The organism is Halalkalibacter lacteus (genome assembly GCF_036663595.1).
GTDB lineage: Bacteria > Bacillota > Bacilli > Bacillales > Bacillaceae_D > Halalkalibacter > Halalkalibacter lacteus.
Genome location: NZ_JAWRVL010000083.1, coordinates 1 through 732, shown reverse-complemented (window position 1 = coordinate 732; position 732 = coordinate 1). Strand labels below are relative to the sequence as shown.

Sequence of the window (732 nt, the reverse complement as noted above, 5' to 3'; positions counted from 1 at the left end):
AGTCCGGTTCAATACCGTAACCATACCAGCCAATTAGCTGCATAATATAAAACTCTAACTTTTGGGGGTCACCTCAAATGTAGGCTTCTAGTGTGCCAGGTTAATTTTCAATAACTTCCCGAAACACTCTGCTCCGACTTTATACTATGTAGCTAATTTTCAAGACAAAAAAAATGCAATTACAATGCATAGACTTTTCAAATAGCGTACTTACAGATTCATTATAATGAATTCTAATAATAGCTTCTGCTAGTAAGGGTGCAACATCAGAAAACAAAAGGATGTAATAAGGGATGAGACTCTTGTTCGTAAGCAGCTCATCTATTCTTTGCATCCTTATTTAAATTTAAAAAGGACTTTTTAGTTCCAATTAAAATAATACTCATCCCCAATTAAAGCCCACTAATATGTAGTAATTCACTCATTTCCTCTAAGTAAACGGGATATACGGATGCAAGTCGGTGAAATCATTTCTTGTTTGTTGATTTTTTACACCCTGATATAACATAGCTACTACGATTAATGGTACATTCATCATCCATAACATTCACTTACCAACGACTTGAGAGATCATCTTTGCAAGCCATTTATTTACTTCTTTACAAAACCCTTATAAATACACACAAAAAAGCACCCCTCAACGGAATGCTTTCACTTTGCCTGGCAACGTCCTACTCTCACAGGGGGAAGCCCCCAACTACCATCGGCGCAAAAGAGCTTAACGACCGTGTT

General features: G+C 36.7%; 1 rRNA gene. It reads right to left on the bottom strand.

Annotated features, from left to right (window positions below):
* Positions 1–658: 658 nt before the first annotated feature.
* Positions 659–732: ribosomal RNA gene (rrf, locus tag SAZ04_RS23620) — 5S ribosomal RNA — on the bottom strand; the annotation flags it as partial.